The sequence below is a fragment of the Mycobacterium sp. genome (assembly GCF_040509115.1).
Taxonomy (GTDB): Bacteria; Actinomycetota; Actinomycetes; order Mycobacteriales; family Mycobacteriaceae; genus Mycobacterium.
Genome location: NZ_JBEVLO010000492.1, coordinates 1 through 3,011, shown reverse-complemented (window position 1 = coordinate 3,011; position 3,011 = coordinate 1). Strand labels below are relative to the sequence as shown.

3 protein-coding genes are annotated in these 3,011 nt (G+C 66.1%); all 3 read right to left on the bottom strand.

The features are described from left to right. Positions 1–1,079: DNA replication/repair protein RecF (gene recF, locus ABW137_RS33305; protein WP_526406797.1), on the bottom strand; the 1,079-nt coding region annotated here is incomplete at its 3' end. A gap of 35 nt (positions 1,080–1,114) precedes the next feature. After that, a complete protein-coding gene (gene gnd / locus ABW137_RS33300; RefSeq protein WP_526406795.1) occupies positions 1,115–2,008 on the bottom strand; it encodes a phosphogluconate dehydrogenase (NAD(+)-dependent, decarboxylating) in 894 nt (297 codons plus the stop codon). Between the two features lie 28 nt (positions 2,009–2,036). Continuing rightward, positions 2,037–3,011: DNA polymerase III subunit beta (gene dnaN / locus ABW137_RS33295; RefSeq protein ID WP_526406793.1), on the bottom strand; the 975-nt coding region annotated here is incomplete at its 5' end.

Here is a 3,011-nt window from a genome sequence, read left to right as displayed (position 1 = left end):
ATGTCCTCCGACACTGCGGCGGTCACCAGAACCTGTTCGGCCGATGCCGCCACCTCGACCAGCGCCCGCCGCCGGGCGGTGTCGAGCTCGGCGAACACGTCGTCGAGCAGAAGCACCGGATCACTTCCATCCGCCCGCAGCAGCTCGTACGCCGCGAGCCGCAGCGACAATGCCATCGACCACGACTCACCATGGCTAGCAAAGCCTTTCGCAACCTGATCGCCGAGCCTGAGTTCGAGATCGTCGCGGTGCGGACCGACGAGGCAGACACCGCGCTCGAGCTCTGCCGCGCGCTTTCTGGCGAGCGCATCGAGCAGGGCAACCTCGAGGACTTCGGCGTTCGAGGAGCCCGTGGCGGCCTCGGCCTCGACCGCCTCCACGGAGCTGCGGTAGCGAACCGAGGCCGGCCTCGAGGCGGGCGCCAACAATTGATAGGCCTTCTCGATCTCCGGCGCCAGTTGGTTGATCAGGTCGATGCGCGCCGCGATCAGCCGAGCGCCGTGCATGGCGAGGTGACCGTCCCACACGTCCAATGTCGTCAAGGCGCTGGAGTCACCCCGATAGCGAGCGCCCGCAGCGGTTTTCAACAGTGCCGCGCGTTGCTTGAGCACCTTGTCGTAGTCCGCCCTGACTCCACCGATGGACGGTCTCCTGGTGGTGGCCAGTTCGTCGACGTAGCGCCGCCGCTCACCGGGTTCGCCCCTGACGAGCGCAAGGTCCTCGGGAGCGAACAGCACGGCGCGTAGCGCACCGAGGATCTCTCTGGCGCTACGAACCGGGGACCGGTTCAGTCGAGCCTTGTTGGCGCGGCCGGCGGTGATCTCCAGATCCACCGCGAGCTCACGGCCCTCGTTGACGACGATCGTCGACACGATGGCCCGGTCTGCGCCGGCACGGATCAGCGGTGCGTCATTGGCGACCCGGTGCGAGCCCAGAGTCGACGAATACCACAGGGCCTCGACGAGATTCGTCTTACCGAAGCCGTTGGGACCGACGAAGACGGTACGTCCGGGCGTCAACTCCAACTCGAGCTTGGACCACGAACGGAAGTCGATCAGTCCGATCTGACGTACGTACACCAAGTAGCCCCACGTAATCGTTCTCTGCCGCCGGGTCAGCCGGATTCGCTGATCCTCTTCACCGCGTGCCCACCAAATTGGTTCCGGAGGGCAGCTACGGCCTTCATTGTCGGCGAATCATCTTGGCGGGAAAGGAATCTCGCGAACAGCGAGGCCGCAATTGCCGGCACGGGGACGCGCAGCCGAATCGCTTCCTCGACGGTCCAGCGGCCCTCGCCCGAGTCATCCGTGTAGCCCTTGATCTCGGCGAGCTGGGGATCCTCCTTGAGCGCCTTGGCGAGCAGCGTCTGCAACCACGATCGCACGACGGTGCCGTTGGTCCAAGCCTGATACACCGCTTGCGGGCTCTTGATCAGATCCTCCGCGGCGAGCAACTCGTAACCCTCGCCGTAGGCGGTCATCATGGCGTACTCGACACCGTTGTGCACCATCTTGGCGAAGTGGCCTGCACCCACGGGACCGGCGTGCACGAAGCCGTCCTCCTGAGGTCCCGGCGGCCGGAGCGTGTCGAAGATCGGCATCACCTTGGCGACGTCCTCGTCGCTGCCACCGACCATCAGTCCGTAGCCCTCGGTCAGACCCCAGATGCCACCGGACACACCCGCGTCGATGAATCCGATTCCCTTCTCCGCCAACAACGCCGCGTGGGGGCCATCCTCGGTGTAGCGCGAGTTGCCACCGTCGATGACGAGATCACCAGCGCCGAGGACCTCGGACAATCCGACGATCGTGCCGTTGGTCACCTCACCGGAGGGCACCATCACCCAGATCACGCGCGGTGCGGGGAGCGCAGCGGCCAGCCCGGCGAGATCCGGCACGTCGGTCACCTCGGGACGAGGGTCGTAGCCGACCACTTCATGTCCACCCTCGCGCAGGCGTTCACGCATGTTGAAGCCCATTTTGCCGAGACCGACCAACCCGAGTTGCATGAGCGCCTCTTTCGTGGCGTAGGGCCGGTCAGCCAGGAAGCCGCACCGGCATCAACAGGTACACGTAATCGGTTTGGGCGGCCGGGAACGGACCACTCGAACCGACGTACACGTCATCATCACCCGCCGGCCGCAACACTGCGGGGCGGCTGGACGTCGTAAAGCCGAACGTCACCTTCTCGGAATGCAAAGAACCAAGGCCGTCGGTGAGATAGGTCGGGTTGAAGGCGATGGTCAACGGGTCACCGAAGAACTGGACGGGGAGGTCTTCCTCCGCGCGACCGACCGCATCCTCGCCGCCCGCGGTGAGGCGCAGCGAGTCCTCGGAGAACTCCATCCGCACCTGCGCCCCGCGATCCGCGACCAGCGCCACACGCTTGATGGCCTCGGTGAGTTCGGCGACGCCGATGGTCGCGACGGCCGTGTGCTCGGCGGGAAGGAGTTGCCGGAACTTGGGGAACTCAGCATCCAAAAGGCGGCTCGTCGTGCGCTTTCCGTTGCTGCGAATGCCCAGCAGGCCGTCCTTGCCGACGGCCGGCCCCGCGCCGAGGGACAGATGCACGTCGGATCCGTCGGTGCCCGCACGCGCTGCTTCGGCGAGGGTCTTGGCAGGAACCAGCACCGCAGCCTCGACGTCGGCAGTGGACGTCGACCAGGTGAGTTCGCGCACGGCCAGCCGGAACCGATCGGTGGCCGCCAGGACGACCTTCTCACCGGAGATCTCGACGCGAATGCCGGTGAGCATCGGCAAGGTGTCGTCGCGGCCGGCGGCAACGGCCACCTGCCCGATGGCCTGCCCGAACAGCTCCGAGGAGACCACCCCGGTGTCCTCGGGGAGGGTGGGCAACGTCGGGTAGTCCTCGACCGCCATCGTGGGCAGCGAGAACCGCGCGCTTCCACACGTCAGCAATACCCGGGTGCCCTCGACGCTGACGTCGACGGGTTTCGCCGGCAATGACTTGGTGATGTCCGACAGCAGTCGACCGGAAACCAAAACACTTCC

Bases quoted from the DNA above. Each gene is read 5' to 3' on its own strand.
- gnd (WP_526406795.1), bottom strand. From the start codon at position 2,008: ATGCAACTCGGGTTGGTCGGTCTCGGCAAAATGGGCTTCAACATGCGT.